The 18,319-nt window shown below is 52.0% G+C and carries 14 protein-coding genes and 1 pseudogene; 11 read left to right on the plus strand and 4 right to left on the minus strand.

The features are described from left to right. Positions 1–49 precede the first annotated feature (49 nt). Positions 50–697 carry an orotate phosphoribosyltransferase gene (gene pyrE / locus V5T57_RS03695; protein ID WP_332889812.1) on the minus strand — a complete coding sequence of 216 codons (648 nt, stop codon included), beginning with the start codon at positions 695–697 and terminating at the stop codon, positions 50–52. A 199-nt stretch (positions 698–896) separates the two neighbouring features. Between pyrE and V5T57_RS03700 the strand changes: the two genes are divergently transcribed. The 11 genes and pseudogenes from V5T57_RS03700 to V5T57_RS03750 all read left to right on the plus strand — a co-directional run bounded on the left by V5T57_RS03700 (position 897) and on the right by V5T57_RS03750 (position 12,599). Next, complete coding sequence (locus V5T57_RS03700) at positions 897–1,280, plus strand: FtsB family cell division protein (protein WP_332889813.1); 384 nt, start codon at positions 897–899, stop codon at positions 1,278–1,280. A gap of 184 nt (positions 1,281–1,464) precedes the next feature. Further along, a complete protein-coding gene (gene rimP / locus V5T57_RS03705) occupies positions 1,465–1,953 on the plus strand; it encodes a ribosome maturation factor RimP (protein ID WP_332889814.1) in 489 nt (162 codons plus the stop codon). Positions 1,954–1,972: 19 nt separating this feature from the next. Next, positions 1,973–3,493, plus strand: a complete 1,521-nt coding sequence (gene nusA, locus V5T57_RS03710) for a transcription termination factor NusA (protein WP_332889815.1) — start codon at positions 1,973–1,975, stop codon at positions 3,491–3,493. Next, the gene (locus V5T57_RS03715; RefSeq protein WP_332889816.1) at positions 3,471–4,169 is read left to right on the plus strand and encodes a DUF448 domain-containing protein; all 699 of its coding nucleotides are present in this window, start codon (positions 3,471–3,473) and stop codon (positions 4,167–4,169) included. Before nusA ends, V5T57_RS03715 begins: the two co-directional genes overlap by 23 nt. Before the next feature lie 4 nt (positions 4,170–4,173). Continuing rightward, positions 4,174–7,047 carry a translation initiation factor IF-2 gene (gene infB / locus V5T57_RS03720; protein ID WP_332889817.1) on the plus strand — a complete coding sequence of 958 codons (2,874 nt, stop codon included), beginning with the start codon at positions 4,174–4,176 and terminating at the stop codon, positions 7,045–7,047. Between the two features lie 68 nt (positions 7,048–7,115). After that, positions 7,116–7,402: pseudogene (locus tag V5T57_RS20855) on the plus strand (DUF503 domain-containing protein). Next, positions 7,399–7,770, plus strand: coding sequence for a 30S ribosome-binding factor RbfA (gene rbfA, locus V5T57_RS03730; protein ID WP_332889818.1), 372 nt, complete (start codon positions 7,399–7,401; stop codon positions 7,768–7,770). The pseudogene V5T57_RS20855 and the gene rbfA overlap by 4 nt, the downstream one beginning before the upstream one ends. A gap of 2 nt (positions 7,771–7,772) precedes the next feature. Continuing rightward, complete coding sequence (gene truB / locus V5T57_RS03735; protein ID WP_332889819.1) at positions 7,773–8,735, plus strand: tRNA pseudouridine(55) synthase TruB; 963 nt, start codon at positions 7,773–7,775, stop codon at positions 8,733–8,735. A 28-nt stretch (positions 8,736–8,763) separates the two neighbouring features. Beyond that, on the plus strand, positions 8,764–9,033 hold the full coding sequence (gene rpsO / locus V5T57_RS03740) for a 30S ribosomal protein S15 (protein ID WP_332889820.1): 270 nt from the start codon (positions 8,764–8,766) through the stop codon (positions 9,031–9,033). Between the two features lie 75 nt (positions 9,034–9,108). Next, entirely contained in the window at positions 9,109–11,214 is a 2,106-nt protein-coding gene (gene pnp / locus V5T57_RS03745; protein ID WP_332889821.1) for a polyribonucleotide nucleotidyltransferase, read from the plus strand. A gap of 149 nt (positions 11,215–11,363) precedes the next feature. After that, positions 11,364–12,599 carry an MFS transporter gene (locus tag V5T57_RS03750; protein WP_332889822.1) on the plus strand — a complete coding sequence of 412 codons (1,236 nt, stop codon included), beginning with the start codon at positions 11,364–11,366 and terminating at the stop codon, positions 12,597–12,599. Here V5T57_RS03750 and V5T57_RS03755 read toward each other — a convergent pair. From V5T57_RS03755 to ligA, 3 genes are all read right to left on the minus strand, one after another. Continuing rightward, complete coding sequence (locus V5T57_RS03755; RefSeq protein ID WP_332889823.1) at positions 12,594–14,489, minus strand: tetratricopeptide repeat-containing sulfotransferase family protein; 1,896 nt, start codon at positions 14,487–14,489, stop codon at positions 12,594–12,596. The two genes, V5T57_RS03750 and V5T57_RS03755, sit on opposite strands and share 6 nt — an antisense overlap. Positions 14,490–14,581: 92 nt before the next feature. Next, positions 14,582–15,574: a DUF1835 domain-containing protein gene (locus V5T57_RS03760; protein WP_332889824.1), complete on the minus strand. Its 993-nt coding sequence runs from the start codon at positions 15,572–15,574 to the stop codon at positions 14,582–14,584. 123 nt (positions 15,575–15,697) lie between these two features. Continuing rightward, positions 15,698–17,998, minus strand: coding sequence for an NAD-dependent DNA ligase LigA (ligA, locus tag V5T57_RS03765; RefSeq protein ID WP_332889825.1), 2,301 nt, complete (start codon positions 17,996–17,998; stop codon positions 15,698–15,700). Positions 17,999–18,319 lie beyond the last annotated feature (321 nt).

Consider the following 18,319-nt stretch of genomic DNA (forward strand, 5'->3'; position numbering starts at 1 on the left):
TATTCCGTATAAAAGAGTCATCAAAAGGGACTGGGCCAGCGACAAACCGTTAGGCCACGCCATATTCATCCCGATAGGCTTTGATCTGCGGCATATATTCAGCCAGATCAGCCTCCTGCTCCAACAACGCCACCAAATCGGTTAACGAAGCGATGGCAATAACCGGTACATTAAAGTTCTTTTCAATCTCTTGAATGGCCGACAGCGCACCTTGACCCCGCTCTTGTCGATCCAGCGCAACGGTGACACCAGCCAATTGAGCACCTGCCTGCTCGATCATACCCACGGACTCTCGTACAGAAGTCCCAGCACTGACCACATCATCAATGATCATAATACGACCTTTGAGGGGTGACCCCACCAAAACCCCACCCTCACCATGATCCTTAGCCTCTTTACGGTTATAGGCAAAGGGTGTTTCCCGGTTATGGCGGTCTGACAAGGCCATGGCCACAGCTGTAGAAAGGGGAATACCCTTATAGGCTGGGCCAAACAGTACGTCAAAGTCTGGACCATCAGCTGCCAGGGTATCGGCATAAAAGGCGGCCAATTGAGACATCAATGCACCACTGTTGAACAACCCTGCATTAAAGAAGTAAGGGCTCATACGCCCAGCCTTGGTTTTAAAAGAGCCAAAGCGCAAGACCTCTGCGGCCAATGCAAAACGTAAAAAGTCCAACCGACGATCCTGATTCATAACCCGCTCACCCTTTGTAGATTTTCGAAAACCGATCCAACCCACGCCACCCCTTGCCCCACCGCGCCATGGTGCTAATATGAGCAGTGATGCTCACCATGCATCCTGACAAGCAAGGAAGCACAACCGATGTGGGGTCGCCATTGTAGCCCCATCTCCAGTTTCGGGTCGAGCCCCAACAAGGACCGGCAATAAAACGATGTCTGAAACAACCCCACCGACCAAAAGTCAATCCAATGCCATTGCAGCGCGCAATGTGGCGATCTCTCTGCTGCTGTTGCTGCTCATTGTCTGGGCCCAGTATGTCCTGTGGTTTGGTGGACAGGGCATCGTGGCATGGCGTCACACCACCCAGCAACTGGCCGCGACCAATAAAGAGATTGAAAAGGTCTCCGCCCGCATAGAAAAACGTAAGCGGGAAATAATCATGGTAAAAAAAGAGACAACCATCTTAGAAGAAGTGGCCCGCCGTAACCTTGGTTTGGTCTATCCTGATGAGATAATCTTTGTCTTTCCCGACAGTTCCAAAGATCCTTCAAAAAAAAACAAGGTAGAGGAAAAAGCTCCCTTGCAATCCCAGTAAAAAGGGTTATAGTAGCAGATTATTCACCGTGGAATACCGGAGAGTACAAAAAGTCGGCTTAGCCGACTTTTTTTGTTATTTGCGCCAGACAAAGAGCCTGAAACCCTTATGGGTAAACGCTTTTTTGGCCATTAAAGAGCAATCGTGGTCTTGACGACCCACTAGCCCAAACCGATCGCCGCTTATGTCCGACGTAGCACAAAGGGTTGAAGAGCTGGCCATGCAGGCCGCCAAGACCGAAGACTGTGAAGTGGTTGAGGTAATCTACCGCCGTGAAGGTGGTGGTTATGTGGTACGGGTTGCTGCCGATAAACTGCCTGATGATCAAGGCCAAGAGCGTCGCATCTCATTAGATGAGTGCGGGCGTATCAGCCGTCAGATCTCTAGTCTGCTGGATGTCCATGATGTCATCCCTAATGCATACAATTTGGAGGTCTCATCACCAGGTATTGAACGGCCATTGAATAAGGAGGGGGATTTTACCCGCTTCGCTGGCAAGCTGGTTGAGGTTAAAACCTTCCAACCTATGGAGACCGAACAGGGTTCACGTAAGAGATTTCGTGGCACCTTAGTCGGACTACAAGAGGGTATGGTCGTGGTAACCGAAGCCGATGGCGAAGTAAGTATACCCTGGGAGCAAGTCGCGAAGGCCAATCTGACCTTCGACTTTTGAAACGTGGAACGTACCGGCAATGACAGTTGAAATCTTACAGGTAGCCGATCAAGTCGCACGGGAAAAAGGTATCGATCGCATGGTTGTGATCGAAGCCATGGAAAGTGCCATTCAGACCGCCTCCCGGAAAAAATATGGGGCCAACAAAAACATTCAGGCCCGTTTTGATCCCAAGTCCGGCGAATTTCAACTGAACCAGTTGCGTGAAGTCGTGGATCCTGATCAAGACGAAGAGATGCTCTTCGATGAGGATGTACACATCACCCTGGAAAAAGCACTGACCATGAACCCCGAAGCTGCTTTGGGAGATTTCATCGCCGAGCAGCTTCCGCCCATCGAATTTGGCCGTATCGCCGCACAAACCGCCAAACAGGTCATTGTGCAGAAGGTACGTGATGCCGAGCGTGAGCGCATCTACGAAGAGTACTCCGATCGCCAAGGTGAGATGGTTAATGGCCTCGTTAAACGTGTTGAGCGCAACAACATCCACGTTGACCTGGGACGTACCTCCGCCTTTTTGCCCCACGAAGAGCAGCTCCCCCGTGAGCATTATCGTGCCGGCGACCGTATTCGTGCTTACATCAAGGAAGTACGCGAAGTAACCCGCGGCCCACAGATCATCCTCTCCCGCACCCATCCACAAATGGTACTGCGTTTGTTTGAGATGGAGGTCCCTGAGATCTATGACGGTATTGTCGAGATCAAGGCTGTGGCGCGTGATGCTGGTCACCGTAGTAAAATCGCCGTTCGTTCCAACGACCCCCATGTGGATCCTGTCGGTGCCTGTGTTGGCATGCGTGGCTCCCGTGTTCAAGGGGTTGTGACCGAACTTCAGGGTGAGCGTATCGATATCATCGATTGGTCTCCAGACCCTGCCGTCTTTGTCTGCAACGCCCTTGCCCCCGCTGAGGTGGTTAAAGTGGTAGTGGATGAAGAGGACAAGAATATTAAGGTTGTTGTGGATGAAGCAGCCCTCTCCCTGGCCATTGGCCGCCGTGGACAAAATGTCCGTCTGGCATCGGAGTTAACCGGCTGGCGTATCGACATCATTACCGAACAGGAAGAGCGCAGCTTGCGTGAAGAGATGTTCGGTGAACTGCAACAGACCTTTATGAAAGATCTGGACCTGGGCGAAGAGGTTGCTGCTGTTTTGGTTCAAGAGGGCTTCACCTCTTCTGAAGAGGTGGCTTATGTGCCTCTCAATGAGCTGGCCGGTATTGATGGGTTTGATGAAGAGATCGCCCAAGAGTTGCGTAACCGTGCTCGGGATACCCTGTTGCAACAAGCCCTGCAGACCGAAGAACGTAAAGCGGAGCTGCATATTGATGAGCGTCTGGCACAAATGGATATGCTCACCGATGATGCCTTGATTGCACTGGCTGAGAAGAATGTGAACACCCTGGATGATCTGGCCGATCTGGCAACTGATGAGCTGGTCGAAATGTTCGACGGTGATTTGGCAACAGAAGACGCCGAAACCTTGATTCTGGGAGCCCGCCGTGCGGCAGGATGGTTCGATGACGAGGAAGAAACCTCGTAACCATCGGGGCAAGGAACCAGTTTTAACCGGTGATGGTGAGCTACAAGGCAACCATCGTACCTGTATGGTGACCCGCCGTAGTGCGGATCCAGCCCTGTTACTTCGGTTTGTCGCCGATCCAACAGGAATGCTGACAGAGGATCTCTCTGGCCGTCTACCGGGAAGAGGCGTGCATGTCATGCCGGAACCACAAACGGTCAAGCAACTGCTTAAACGCCGTGGTGCGTTAGGCAAGTTGGCAAAGGTTACCATACAGAGCCCAGATGCAGAGATGCTGGTGGCACGCATTGGCCGAGGGTTAGAACGGCGTTTATGCGACGCACTGGGGTTAGGTCTTCGAGCAGGCGGCCTGATACTGGGTTTACGAGAGTTAGAAGAGTCAGTGGCACGTGGTGAACGGCCGTTGATTTTAATGGCCGCGGATACCGCAGCCAATAGTCGGGAAAAAGTGTTGCGTTTGGCGCAACGCCCTGCACGTGAAGGCGGCAAAGCCTTAACTTGTTGGGAAGTCATGGACCGGGACCGCATAGGTTTAGCTTGTGGCAAAGGACCGGTCGCGGTAGCAGGTGTGTTGGGTTCAGGCGTAAGGAAACGCGTCGCCCAGGATGCCTGGCGCTGGCTTGCATGGGCAGGTCACATACCGCAAATGGAAGAACAAACGGACGAGTTGGAGTAGTATCTTGAGCGACAATAAAACCAGCGAAGGCGACAATAAACTGCAGCTAAAAGCGCCACGCCGTATCGTGCTCAAGAAGACGGTGGAAGGCAGCTCCATTAAGCAAAACTTCGCCCACGGGCGGAGCAAAAGCGTTGCAGTTGAAGTACGCCGCAAAAAAACCTTTCTGAAACCTGGTGCCAAAGACGGTACTCTCCTGAAAGATCAGGAGAAGCCTGATGAGGTTGAGGAGAAGAAGGATAACGCAAAGTCCGGCAAGCGTGGCCAGGACGAGCGTCATATTCTTCGCCCCTTGACCCCTGAAGAGATTGAGGCCAAGCAGAAAGAACTGGACGCGAAACGTCTGGCCGATGAGGCAGAGGCCAAGCGTATAGCCGAAGAGGAAGCTGCCCAACGTAAGATCGAAGAGGCAGAGGCCAAGCGTGTAGCCGAAGAAGAGGCTGCCCAACGTAAGGCTGAAGAGGCAGAGGCCAAGCGTGTAGCCGAAGAAGAGGCTAAACGTAAAGCTGAAGAGGCAGCTGTTACGGCTAAACAAGCGGCTGTTGAGGAGACTCCAGTGGCAGAAAAGCCTGCTGCAGAAGCCCCAGCCCCGACGAAGGAAAAGGCACCTGCTGTTGCTAAGGTCGCAGCAGATACCGACAAAAAAGCTTCGAAAAAAGCCGAGAAGCCTGCCAAGACTGAAGCAAAGGCTAACAAGCCTGCTGCTGAAACCGCCCCAGTTGCCAAAGAATCAGCACCCGCTGAAGAAGAAATGGTCGAAGAGAAACCTAAGAAAAAGCTCTCTAAAGCTCAACGCGAAGAGATGGCGCGCCGTAAGACCGAAGATCTGGTCAGCAAGCGGTTGAACCAGCTTGAAGAGTTGCGCGAGCAAAAGCGTATTCAGGACGCCCGTAAAGAGGCCGAAGCGGCGCAAGCTAAAAAAGAGAAGCCTGCGGCTGCGGTGGTACCTGGTCGTACCCCCCGTGAGGCTCCGGCCAATGAAAACTACGGTGGTGGACGTCGTAAGAACAAAAAATACCAGGATAATGAGGACCGTCTGCAGCAACCACGCGGCAAAGGCCGTCGTCGTAAGCAGCAGCGTGCGGAGCCACAACCGCCCCCAGCACCTGTTTTCCGCGAGGTCATTGTACCAGAGACCATTACCGTGGGTGAGCTGGCCAACCGTATGGCGGTTAAATCCTCCGAGGTCATTAAACTGCTGTTTGCTCAGGGCATGATGGTCACCATCAACCAAACCCTGGATCAAGATACCGCGGTTCTGGTTGTAGAGGAGCTGGGTCATACACCCAAGTCCATCTCTGAAGCGGCTGCCATTGAGGCTGAACTGAGTGCAGGTGAAGATGCTGCAGATGATCTGATCACACGTCCACCGGTCATTACCGTTATGGGTCACGTTGACCACGGTAAAACCTCCTTGTTGGATGCGATCCGTTCAACGGATGTCACCTCCCGTGAGCACGGTGGTATTACCCAGCATATTGGTGCCTACCAGGTACAGCTGGCCAGTGGTGACAAGATCACCTTCCTGGATACCCCTGGACACTCCGCCTTTACCGCCATGCGGGCACGTGGTGCACATGTGACCGATATTGTGGTGCTGGTTGTGGCTGCGGATGATGGTGTGATGCCTCAGACCATTGAAGCGATCAACCACGCTAAATCGGCTAAGGTGCCGATTGTGGTTGCTGTGAACAAGATCGATAAGCCAGACGCCAACCCTGACCGGGTTATGCAGCAGCTTTCCGAGCATGAACTGATCCCTGAGGATTGGGGTGGAGATACCATCTTCGTTCCCGTCTCCGCCAAAAGTGGACAGGGCATTGATACCTTAGAAGAGATGCTGTTGTTGCAGGCCGAAGTACTTAACCTGCAAGGCAACCCTGATAAGAAACGTGCACGGGGTACCATTATCGAAGCCAACTTGGATCGTGGACGTGGTGCGGTAGCGACCTGTCTGGTGCAAAACGGAACCCTGCGTGTGGGTGACATCTGTGTTGTTGGTAACGAGTGGTGTCGTGTTCGTGCCATGAACAATGATCGTGGTAAGCAGCTGAATGAAGCACCGCCATCTATGCCTGTTGAGTTGATCGGTCTCTCCGGTGTTCCGCATGCCGGTGATGAGCTGGTTGCGGTGAACGATGAACGTCGGGCCCGTGAGATTGCTGAGTTCCGTCACCAGAAGGATAAAGAGGCCGTACAGGCCAAACAGCAGCCTGCCACCAAGCTTGAAGATATGTTCGAGCATATCGAACAGGGCGAAGTGGAAGAGTTGAATGTGGTGTTGAAAGCCGACGTTCAGGGCTCTGTGGAAGCGGTGGCTGATGCCCTGCGCAAGATCAAGCATGAGCAGATTGAGGTTCGTGTTATCCATACCGGTGTGGGTGGTATTAACGAATCCGACGTCATGCTGGCCGTCGCCTCTGGTGCGATCACGGTTGGCTTTAACGTACGGGCCGATGCCAAAGCACGGGATCTGGCCAAACGTGAACAGATGGACCTGCGCTTCTATAATGTAATCTACGATCTGGTGGATGATATCAAACTGGCCCTAGAAGGTCGTTTGGCACCCACCGTCGAAGAAAAAGTACTTGGACATGCTCAGGTTCGTGAAGTATTCCGCATCTCCAAAATTGGTAATGTCTGCGGCTGTTTGGTGACGGATGGTACCATTCAGCGCAATGCCAATCTGCGTGTCTTACGTCAAAACGTGGTCATCTATGAAGGCCCTGTTTCGGCACTGAAGCGCTTTAAGGATGATGTGAAAGAGGTTCGTGAGGGCTTTGAGTGCGGTATCAGCATCGAGAAATACAACGATGTGAAGGTTGATGACGTGCTGGAGTGCTTCATTGAAGAGGAAGTGAAACAGACCCTTTCTTAAGTGGTTCTGAAATCATTCAGCCCCACCGGCTTTAAGCCCGTGGGGCTTTTTCCGTACTTAAGCCTGCTATGTTGATTGCTATTTTGGAAGCACAGTTAGACCTACCTGGTGTTCACTCCCTCAAACAAAAGCGGGGATTGATCAAAGGGCTGTTGCAGCGCATCCATAAAAAAATCAGGCCGCCGTTGCGGAAGTTGATCATCAGGATCATTGGCAGAGTGCATCCATTGGGTGTGCGCTGGTGGGTAATGAGGCCGCGGCTTTACAACGTCGCATGCAGAAAATACTCGACGCCATCGAACTGGATAGTTCCGGTGTGGTGTTGGTTGATTATCAGGTGGATATTATCTCATGACGATCCGAACCGAGCGTGTTGGTAACGCCATCCGCAAGGAGATCGCAAGTATGCTAACCCGAGGAGAGATCAAAGATCCTCGCTTGGGTGGCTTTGTGAACATTCAGGAAGTACGGGTTAGCCCTGACCTCTCTTACGCCAAAGTCTTCTATACCATCTTTGGTGAGGATGATCCCGCTGGTGTGGCCGATGCCTGGCAACGCGCCACCGGTTTTCTGCGCAATACCTTAGCCAAACGCCTAAAGTTACGCCGTACGCCAGACCTGACCTTTGAGTTGGATAAGGTTGCGGAACATGGCAAACGGATTGACGCGTTGTTGCATGGCTTGGATATTCCTCCTGCAGACGATGAAGACGGGTCCAACTAAAGATGGGACGTCGAAGAAAACGAAAAGGCCTACCTATTCACGGCTGGCTGGCGATCCATAAAGAACCCGGATTAAGCTCCAGTCAAATTGTCGAACGGGTAATCCGCACCACCAAAGCCAACAAAGCTGGTCATGGGGGTACACTGGACCCCTTTTCTGAAGGGCTACTACCCATTGCCCTGGGTGAAGCGACAAAAACCAGTGGCATGGTGTTAAATGGGGATAAAAGTTACCGTTGTTGGCTTAAGTTTGGTCAAGAGACTGACAGCGGTGATTTAACGGGTGAGATCGTGCACGAGGGGGGGAGCATACCTTCTCAAGCAGATTTAGAGGCGGTTTTACCACGTTTTGTGGGGGAGATTGAACAGATTCCCCCCGCTTTCTCTGCCCTGCGGGTAGATGGAGAGCGTGCCTATAAAAAGGCAAGACGTGGAGAAGAGGTGCAACTGGCTGCCCGTTGTGTTAAAATTGACCGTTTGGAACTTGTTGGATTTGAAGAAGATACAGCCATTCTAGATGTAGCATGTGGCAAGGGTACTTACATCCGCTCCTTAGGAGTGGATATCGCCCGTGCACTCGGTAGCCTGGGCCATTTAACCCGGTTGCTACGTACCGGCACTATGGGCTTTGGCCTAAATGATGCTGTTACATTGGATCAATTGCGTGAAACCTGTAGTGAAGGTAGGCTACAGGAGATTTTATACCCTGTTGACCGGGTGCTGGACGACATCCCGGCTCTACGGATGACAGGGAACGCCTGGTACCACCTGCGCCAAGGCCAGGAGGTCGAGGTGGAAGATGCAACAACCCCAGCGGGGATGGTGCGTTTGCAGGATCCTGAAGGGCGGTTTGGCCTTTTGGGGGAGATATCGGCAACAGCCGATCTGCAAGGCCAACGACGGATTAAACCCACACGGCTTTTCCATCTTGATAAACCACCAGGCAGTGACCAAACGGCCCAATGATGGGCCATTAACTATCAAGGAGTGAACGATGTCGATTACTGCCGAGCGCAAACAAGAGCTGATCGCTGAGTACGCCACTAAAGAGGGTGACACCGGTTCCCCCGAAGTTCAGGTGGCTCTACTAACCGAGCGCATCAACAACCTGACCGACCACCTGCGTGGTCACAACAAAGATCACCACAGCCGTCGTGGTCTGCTGAAGATGGTTGGCCTGCGTCGCCGTCTGCTCTCCTACGTACAAAAAGAAGATCGTTCCCGCTATCAGGAGCTGATCAAGCGTCTGAAGCTGCGTAAGTAATCTCGCCTTTGCCGGGTTGTGGAGACACAACCCGGCAATACGTCTCTACCCCCCCGTATAATCGGAAGGTTCTGTATGTTCAACATTCATCGCAAGAGTGTTCAATTCGGCGAGAAGACCCTCACGCTCGAGACAGGTCGTGTGGCCCGTCAGGCCGATGGTGCCGTTATGGTTACCTATGGCGACACCGTTGTGCTGGTAACCGCAGTAGCGGAAACCTCCATGCGCCCCGGTCAGGATTTCTTTCCTCTTAGTGTACATTATCAAGAGAAATTTTGGGCTGCTGGTAAGATCCCTGGTGGCTTTATTAAACGTGAAACCCGTCCTTCAGAGCGTGAGGTTCTTACTTCCCGCCTGATCGACCGCCCCATCCGTCCGCTGTTCCCCAAGGGTTTCATGAACGAAACTCAGGTCGTGGCTCAGGTTCTCTCCTTTGATCCCGAGCACCCTTCTGATATCGCCGCTCTGATCGGTTGTTCCGCAGCTTTGGCGCTGTCTGGTGTACCTTTTGAAGGTCCCATCGGCGGTGCCCGTGTTGGTTTTGTAGACGGCAAGCCCGTTCTCAACCCCACCCCTGCTGAGATGGAAAACAGCCGTTTGGATCTGGTGGTTGCTGGTACCAGAGATGCGGTAACCATGGTGGAATCCGAAGTGGATTTCATGAGCGAAGATGAGATGCTTGATTGCGTCATGTTTGCCCATGAGGCTTTCCAGCCTGTCATTACAGCCATTGAAGAGCTGGCTGCTGAAGCAGGTAAAGAGCGTTGGGTTGTTGAGCCCCCTCAGGTAAACGAAGCGTTGGTTGCAGAGATGGACGCTCAGTATGCGGCCAAAGTTGCTGAGGCTTATGCCATTCCTGAAAAAATGGCCCGTTACGACGCTGTTGGCCAAGTCAAAAAAGCGGCCATTGAAGCTTTGGGTAGCGTTGAAGTGGATGGCGAAACCGTCAACCGCTCTGGCGAAGTTGCCGGCATCTTCAAGAAAATTGAATCTCGTACGCTGCGTCAAAGTGTACTAGATGGTAAGCGTGTGGATGGCCGTGGTTTGGCTGATATCCGCCCCATCGCTTGTGAAGCAGGTATTCTGCCCCGTGTACACGGTACTGCCCTGTTCACCCGTGGCGAAACCCAAGCCATTGCAACGGTTACCCTGGGTACCTCCCGCGATGAGCAGATTGTAGAAACCTTGTCCGGTGAATACCGTGACCGTTTCTACCTCAACTACACCTTCCCTCCCTACTGTGTGGGTGAGACAGGTCGTATGGGTGCCCCTGGTCGTCGTGAAATTGGCCATGGTAAGTTAGCTTCTCGCGCCCTGGCTGCGGTTATTCCTACCGCTGAGGACTTCCCCTACACCATGCGTGTAACCTCAGAGATTACCGAATCCAACGGTTCTTCCTCCATGGCAACCGTCTGTGGCGCTGTTCTGGCCATGCAGGACGCCGGTGTGCCGATCAAGTCCCCTGTTGCTGGTATTGCCATGGGTCTGGTTAAAGAGGGTGAAGATTACGCCGTTCTGTCCGACATTTTGGGTGATGAAGATCACCTGGGTGATATGGACTTTAAAGTGGCTGGTAATGCTGACGGTATCACTGCTCTGCAGATGGATATCAAGATCACCGGGATTACCCGTGAGATCATGGCTAAGGCACTGGATCAAGCCCGTGCCGGTCGCTTGCATATTCTCGGTGAAATGGGTAAAGCCCTGACCACCCATCGTGAAGAGATGTCTGCCTACGCACCACGCATTCACGCTATGAAGATCCACCCTGACAAGATCCGTGACGTCATTGGTGCCGGTGGTAAGGTCATCCGTAGCATTACGGAAGATACCGGCTGTTCCATTGATATTGAAGATGATGGCACCATTCGCATCGCTTCTACCGATCAGGAATCTTCGGATAAGGCCATTAAGATCATCAAGTCCATCGTGGCTGAGGTCGAGAAAGGTCAGATCTATGAGGGTAAAGTGGTTCGCATCACCGACTTTGGTGCTTTTGTGAACATTCTGCCCAACAAGGATGGTCTGGTTCACATCAGCCAGCTGGCCAACCGTCGTGTACAGAGCGTTACCGATGTGGTCAAAGAGGGTGAGATGGTCAAGGTCAAGGTTCTGGACGTTGACCGTCAAGGTCGCGTTAAGTTGACCATGAAAGAGCTGGAAGAGAACGCTGCTGAATAATCCACAAAACGGCACCATGCCGCGTGTTGGTTAAAAAATGAAGGCCCGTCTTAGGACGGGCCTTTTTTTATCGTGGCTCAGGCCCTAAACCAGAATCTTATCCCCCCATCGTGTGCCCCAAGCGCTCATGCACCCCGATGGGGGACATCATGATTTGTCGTATTCCTGCACCATTAACCCTCTGCTACACTGCATGTATGAACCCACTTCAAGCCCGTACCTTGCAACTGGCCGTCTTCACTCTGGTGGCCTCTGCCTTTACCAATATCTACCTCACCCAACCGGTGTTGCCCATCCTTCAACAGGAGTTTGCCGCCTCAGCCTCGCACGTCTCGTGGAGTATCTCTGCGGTTATTTTAGGCATTACCCTGGCTAATATTCCCTTTGGCCTGTTGGCTGACCACTGGCCCATACGACCCATCATTTTACTGGGCGGTACCATGGTTGCCATCGCCGGTCTACTCACCGCCTATGTCGATAGCTTGGCCCTACATACCACTGCCCGTTTTATTCAAGGACTTTTTATACCCGCCCTCACAACCTGCCTAGCCGCGTTCCTGGCCCGTATTCTCCCCACCGAACGGCTTAATGTCGTGATGGGTAGCTACGTAGCTGCCACGGTCCTTGGTGGGCTGGGCGGACGCTTGCTGGGGGGGTGGATACACCCTCCCCTCCATTGGCGTTATGCACTGGTTAGCGCAGCTTTATTAACCCTGATCTCCATTGCTATCGCCTACTTTTTATTGCCCAAAGAGCCCAAACAACCCCCACAGCCTAAACATAGCCGGGTGGGCTTTGGAGATTTGCTGACCCAGTGGCCGATCCTACGTCTTCTGTTTAGTGCCATGGGTGGTTTTTTTGTCTTCTCATCCCTCTTCAACTACCTGCCCTTCCGGCTGGCAGAGACACCCTTTAATCTCTCAACCCATACCATTACCGCCATTTATCTGGTCTACATCATGGGTATTTTCATGGGACCTTTGACCGGTAAGCTGGTTAACCGATGGGGCAGTGGCCGAACGCTCATGAGCGGCTCAGGGGTTACCTTTGCGGCGGTTATACTCTCCGGCAGCCCCTGGTTAGGCGGGGTCATTGCCGCCATGCTTTTACTCTGCGCTGGTTTTTTTACCGTGCATGCTGCTTCAGTGGGGGCACTCAACCACCAAGTCAAATCCGGTCATGGGCGCGCCAACGCCCTGTATGTTCTGTTTTACTATCTGGGGGGATGGATGGGCGTTAGCCTATCGGGTTTGGCTTTTGAAGCATGGGGATGGTTTGGAGTCATGGGTATCTGTGTGGGGATGCTTATTCTGCCATTTATCGCAGGTTGGATGGAGCATAAAACATGCACAGTCAAAGAGAAAACACCCTGTAAACCCTTATGAGAGCTCACTCGAGTTAAGCGCCCCCAAGATCTCTTTTAGTCGGCTTAGTTGTGCTTCATAGTTCCGCCAACGCTGCTTAGAGCTCTTATAAATTGGTTGCCTAACCTGCTGAGCACTGGCTGTTTGTACCGCCCGTTTGTTGGTGTGAAAAGACAAACATCCTTCATGCCACGGTAAGGCCAGATAGTCCAATAGCCGCTCTACCTCAAGGTGTGGATTTTCTACCACATCTTCATAAATAACATCATATATTTTAATAGGTAAGACATTCCGCCAATGGTTCATCAGATTATGATACGCCACATAGTAGTGACCAATCTCTTCAAGAGACTGCATCCAACGCTGGCCACGGGTAAAGTTCTGAAAATAGATGGATAAGCAGGTATCCAATGGATTTCGTACCGTATGTACCACCCGCGCTCCGGGGAAAAGTTCTGCGATCACACCAAGGTATAAATAATTAAACAATAACTTATCGGTCATATGGGTAACGGCTGTATCGGCTGGCCGGTCACTGACTTCGCGCAATGTGTGAAGGTAGGTGGTTGCCAACTCGGCCCCCTCCTGCACACCCATAGAAGTCCAGTATTCAGGATATACCGCCCCAAAGCCCATGCGCTTGGGCTGTTCATCCACCAAATCTGCCAAGATAGAGCGCTCACCTGTGGTCGCAATTTGAGGGTGGCTACCTAGAATTTGCTCCACCAATGTGGAGCCTGAGCGAAACATACCCATAACAAAAATGGGCGTAACTGGATGACAAGAGGCTGTGATCAAAGCTTGAGATGGGTGTTGGAAAGCAACTTTAATGCGCTTAATCACATCCAGATAATGGTTCAGATCACTACAACCTTGGGTGGTATAGCGTAAAGTATTGGCTTGAGTATAAGCTGAAAATGCACGGTCATAGGCTTGCACCTGATCAAGTGCTCGACCTAACCCATACCCTAAATCAATCCGTTTTTGAACAGGCTGATCCGACTGTTGAACCATCTGTTCCATACGCTGTATCAACGGATCATCTACATCATTCAATTTGGTTAACTGTGCGGTACCCAACAGAAAATAGGGATGGTTAGGGTGCTGCTGCATCCCCATTTTAAAGACTTGGCGGGCCCCTTCAAGATCACCGAATGCGCGTAAGGCGTTACCCAAATTGTAGTGTAGTATTTGATTATGGGGCTCTACGGCCAACCCACGACGATAGACTTCAATCGCCCCGGTAACATCATCTTTTTCCATCAAGGCTAGGCCGATCGCATTATCAAACGTCGCCAGCTGCTCACCCAATGCCCTACCCTGGGTATAAACGTGTAGAGCCTCTTCACACCGTCCTTGCTCCAACCACACTTTGCCCAAGCCATACCACACCAACCAGACATCCTCTTTAAGCGACAACGCGGTTTCATAGTGCCGTTGTGCGGCAACCAACTCACCTTGCAGATGCAGCGCTTGAGCGATTTTTTGGTGTAGTGCTGGGTTTTGATTCTGCGCAAAGAGTAATAACCGATAGTGTCGTACCGCTTCCGTCACATCCCCCTGGTCCACCAACCAATCCGCATATGCCTCGCGCAGTGATCCATGGTCTGGATCTTTCTTCACACCCTGCTCAAACAGTTCACCCGCGATGGCATGCTGTCCCGCCTGTATCAACAAGACACCAATACGCCAATACACCTCTCCTTGATCCGGTGCCTGCTGCATGGCCTGTTTTAAAAGCTGCAAGCCCTGTTGCAGCTGCCCCCCTGCACCTAATATCTGCCCAGCAAGAACCCACACCGGCACAGGGGTTGGGGTTTCTTGCAGCAACGGTGCACATAACTGCCAGGCTTCTTGCCACTGCTGGCGATCAATGTACGATTGTATTTTTTGGTAGAGATCAGAAGTCATACAAGCTTTCCAAACAGACGGTTCATCTATCCGTAAAAAGGTGCACAACCAATGCCATGGTGTGAGGCAGAGGGCATGTCATCACCACCCCGCTAAGTTTCAAGGGATTTACCGTTTTCAACCAACTGCTGGCCATCCCACCGCCAATGGTTATTGGCTGTTAAATGACACCCTCCCAGCCATTTATCCAACGGGTTTAACGCGACCCAATCGGCCTGACCCGCCTGAACCAACGTCCCCAACGGGGTCAGGTGTAACTGCTGTTCTTTAAAGGATGCATCTGGTGGATAACAGGTTGGTGCTGTAAAGGGGGTCTCATCCGCACAGTGAATGAGTGCCTGCTTACCCTGGTTCATTGCCTGTAAAATAAGCCATAGGGCGGCATCCCCCATAAACTTTGGGGTATCCTGCTCCAGATAAGCATGAAACAACGGACCCGGTTTATGATGGCCTGCTTGAATAAGCTCCAACAACAGTGACTCTGAACGGTTTAAACCATTTTTAACGGATGGATATTGAGCCAACATGCGTTCGATGGCAGATCGCAGCCAAGGCAAGGCTTGGGTATCACACTGTAGCAGTTGGTGCCAAGGGAGGGGGGTTGGTGCCGTAAAGGCCACCCATGCCTGTTGGGCCAACTGTAATTGTGCCTGGGTGACGGGCTGTTTTTGAGACAACCGTGCAGCGATTTGCTCAGGGGTGTGATGACCTAAATAGTCATCGGTTTGAATGATAAACAGCCGGTCATGGCTTTCTGGTTGCTCGGCGAAGCGGTCTAAAATCTGAATTAACTGTAGTTGATCATACAGGTCATGTTCAAACCAGAGGATGATCTGATCAAACGCGGCCCAGTTTGCAAGGTGTTGATCCCGCTTTTGAAAATCAGCTTCAATATCTTCTTGCTTGCCCCACCCACAGGCTGCGATGTAGGTACTACGCTGTTTGGCCAGTGCGGCTATATTCAACCCACCCGGTACAGGACCATCATGCAGCAGATCCCGCCAGGGCAGCAAAACCCCTTGGATCCCTGCTTCAGCCATCAGTGCGGTTGCTGAGTCACCATTGGTACAGTGTAAATCCGTCATGGGGGCGCACCTTTAATCTCACCGTCGGTTTGGTTTACTCAATCATAGCATGCGTAAAGCGCCTCAAAGCCTGTGTTCCCATCAGGTACATCACCCCTCGTGTGACGTACTTCTCGTGCTTTATTACATTCGGGCTTGAATGGCATCCGGTATCGTTCCACTTAGCAGTTCACCCAATTCAGATTCATTCAACACCGGAACACCCGCTTTTTGGGCTTTGCTCAGTTTAGAGCCAGCATTATCCCCACAAACCAAACAGCCAGTTTTACCAGAGACAGAGCCCACCACTTTGGCCCCCAACGCTTCCAGCTTGGCTTTGGCTTCATCACGGGTCATCACTGAGAGTGTACCGGTAAGCACCACCGATAGACCAACCAGGGTGGTGGCTGTCTCTAAAACCACCCCAACAGGTGCTTCTGCTTGCCATGACTCACTGGCTGCTTTAAGACCCTGCTCTTTGAGCAACTCCAACTCATTTCGGTTATGTTCCTGCTCAAAAAAATGGACCAGTCTGCGTGCCACCACAGCCCCCACATCTTCAATAGCCACCAACTCCTCTTCTGTGGCTGCCATCAGGGCATTTAGGTTTGCAAAGTGATTGGCCAGAGAGGCGCCAATGGTGGCACCAACATCCCGAATACCTAAACCGAACAGAAACCGCCCTGCATCCTGGTTTTTACTCTGCTCAATCGCTTCCAACAGATTGGCGACGGATTTCCCCCCGAGCCGCTCGAGCTTAACCAAGATATGTCGGTGTTCATGCAAGCGATAGAGGTCAGAAACCCGCTCAACCAGTTCGGCTTTCATTAAGAGTTCAACCAGCTTGTCACCCAGACCATCAATATTCATGGCTTTACGGGCGGCAAAATGTTTAACCCCCTCTTTAACCTGGGCCCGGCACGTTAACCCGCCTGAACAGCGCAGTGCCGTCTCATCCCCCTCCCGTTCAGCGGGTGCTTGGCAAACGGGGCATACTTTTGGTTCTTCATAAAGTGGCAATGCCTCATGTTCGGCACTGGGTATAATGCGCACCACTTCAGGAATAACATCGCCAGCTCGGCGTACAATGACACGATCCCCAACCCGAACATCCTTACGGGCCAGTTCCTGAAAATTGTGCAAGGTTGCATTGGTGACCGTTACACCACCAACCGAGACGGGCTCCAAGCGGGCAACAGGGGTGATGGCACCGGTCCGCCCGACTTGCAGGTCAATATCTTGAACCGTGGTGCTCTCTTCTGTCGCGGGAAATTTAAAGGCAATGGCCCAGCGAGGCGCACGGGCGACAAAGCCAAGCCGATCTCTAAATGTTTGGCGGTCAACCTTGAGCACGGCTCCATCAATTTCATAAGGCAGGGCTTCACGTTTTTCACCTAGGGATTCAGTAAATTGAATACACCCTTGTGCCTCTTGTACGGGTTTAGCTTGGGGGGAGATGACAAAACCCCATTGGTGAAGTTTTGTTAACACCTCATGATAACTGTCGGGCAGTTTACCCCCCTCTACATAGCCTGTGCCGTAACAGAACATGCGTAGTCCGCGGGTCGCGGTAATTTTAGGATCCAGTTGGCGGATGCTACCGGCGGCTGCATTACGGGGGTTGGCAAAGGTTTTTTCTCCTTTTTCCCGCGCGTTGGTATTGATGTTCTCAAAGGTTGTTAGGGGCATATAAACTTCGCCACGCACCTCTAGCACATCGGGGTAGTCCTGACCTTGTAGTTTTAGGGGAACATCTTGGATGGTACGGGCGTGGGCGGTGACATCTTCCCCTTCTTGTCCATCCCCTCGGGTTGCAGCACGGACGAGAGTTCCTTGTTCATACGTTAGGCTAAAGGCAAGGCCATCCAGTTTAGGTTCTGCGACATAGGTGATGTTTTGGGGTTGTTCCGCGGCCCAAAGACGTAGGCGACGGTTGATATCGACCTCTTTACGGCCAGAGCTGAGCAGTTGTTTATTATCTGGAGCTTTGATGGTCTGTTCAAAATCCAATGTTTGGTTAAGGTATTGGGTCACGAACCGAGCGGCCCCTTCCAGAGCACCGGGATAGCCAACCAGTTTGGCTAGGTCGGTGATGGTATGTTCTTGTTTATATTTTTCAATTGCTTCAATCACCACAGACTCGGCGAGACCCTCTTGCACACGGCGATGAAATTCCGTGAGGTCTTCATCATTAAAGGCGTTATCCAGAGAGAGCATGGGGATACGGTGGCGTACTTTATCGAAAGCATCCAGGGCGGCTCCACCAACGCGATGGGTAGGAGAGTCTGGGGTGATGAGAGAGGGATCTTTGGCTTCGAGATCTTGGAGTTCTCGAAAGAGCTTATCGTAATCAGCGTCGGTGATCTCCGGGTTATCCAGCACGTAGTAGCAATGTGCGTGGTGGTTGAGTTGTTCACGGAGTTCGGCGGCGCGGGATTTGGGCATGGGAAGATATCACTAGACTGGGGTTGGCAAAGGCACAAAAGTACCGTGAAGCACAGCCTATAAACAAGGTTTAAGCAGAGGATATTTTGTGTTTGGGCTGGTTTAAAGCATGCGTTATAAAAACCGAGCCAAGCTCGACTTTAAGCCTTCTCAGAGTAAAGCATGAAAAGGCGTGGGGAGTAGGAGGGAAGCTCTGTTTACCCCCCAGCGGATCTAGGCCGCACCCAGTATGTTGGGACTTTTTTAGCTGAGCATGCAAACAGCTGGCGGCGTGTAGAGCCGTAGATTTTAACGCTCGTCCTTAGAGAGGTCTTGATGCGA

This window comes from Magnetococcus sp. PR-3, assembly GCF_036689865.1.
GTDB lineage: Bacteria > Pseudomonadota > Magnetococcia > Magnetococcales > Magnetococcaceae > Magnetococcus.